1 pseudogene is annotated in these 546 nt (G+C 56.6%); it reads right to left on the bottom strand.

From position 1 onward, the window contains the following. Positions 1-121 precede the first annotated feature (121 nt). Positions 122-546 (bottom strand): annotated as a pseudogene (locus NKI79_RS33155) (ATP-binding protein); the annotation flags it as partial.

Below are 546 nucleotides of genomic sequence, written 5' to 3'. Positions count from 1 at the left end.
TTCCGATTTGAAGCCGGCCAGTCATTCCGATTTCATTGCGGCCGGTGTTCCGATTTGAAGCCGGCCATTTTTCGGACTGATCCTAGGTCTCCTTGATGTTTGGATTGGGTTTCGTTTCAGGTCAAGCTTGCGCTTTTTCGGACGCTCTCGGCGAGCGCTGTTTTCGCATGCTTTCACCGGTGAGATCGATGCGATAGGCGTTGTGAACGAGGCGGTCCAGGATGGCATCGGCCAGAGTTGGGTTTGCAATGATCTCGTACCAGCGATCCAGGGGCAGGTGACTGGTGACGATTGTCGATCGGCGTTCGTAGCGGTCTTCAATGATCTCAAGCACATCACGCCGCTGGTCATCATTGAGTTTTTCCGGCCCCCAGTCATCGAGAATGAGAAGGTCGGTTTTGGCGAGTTGCTTGGTTGCTTGAGGATCCGGCCATAACGTCCGTCGCCTCTCGCGAGGGCAAGTGCTGCAAACAGCCTGGGAACGCGGTGATAGGCGACGGAGAAGTCTTCGCGGCAGGCCTTGTGGCCGAGAGCGCAGGCCAGCCA

This window comes from Mesorhizobium sp. M0340 (assembly GCF_040321535.1).
Lineage (GTDB): Bacteria > Pseudomonadota > Alphaproteobacteria > Rhizobiales > Rhizobiaceae > Mesorhizobium.
This window is presented reverse-complemented; position numbering and strand designations above follow the sequence as displayed.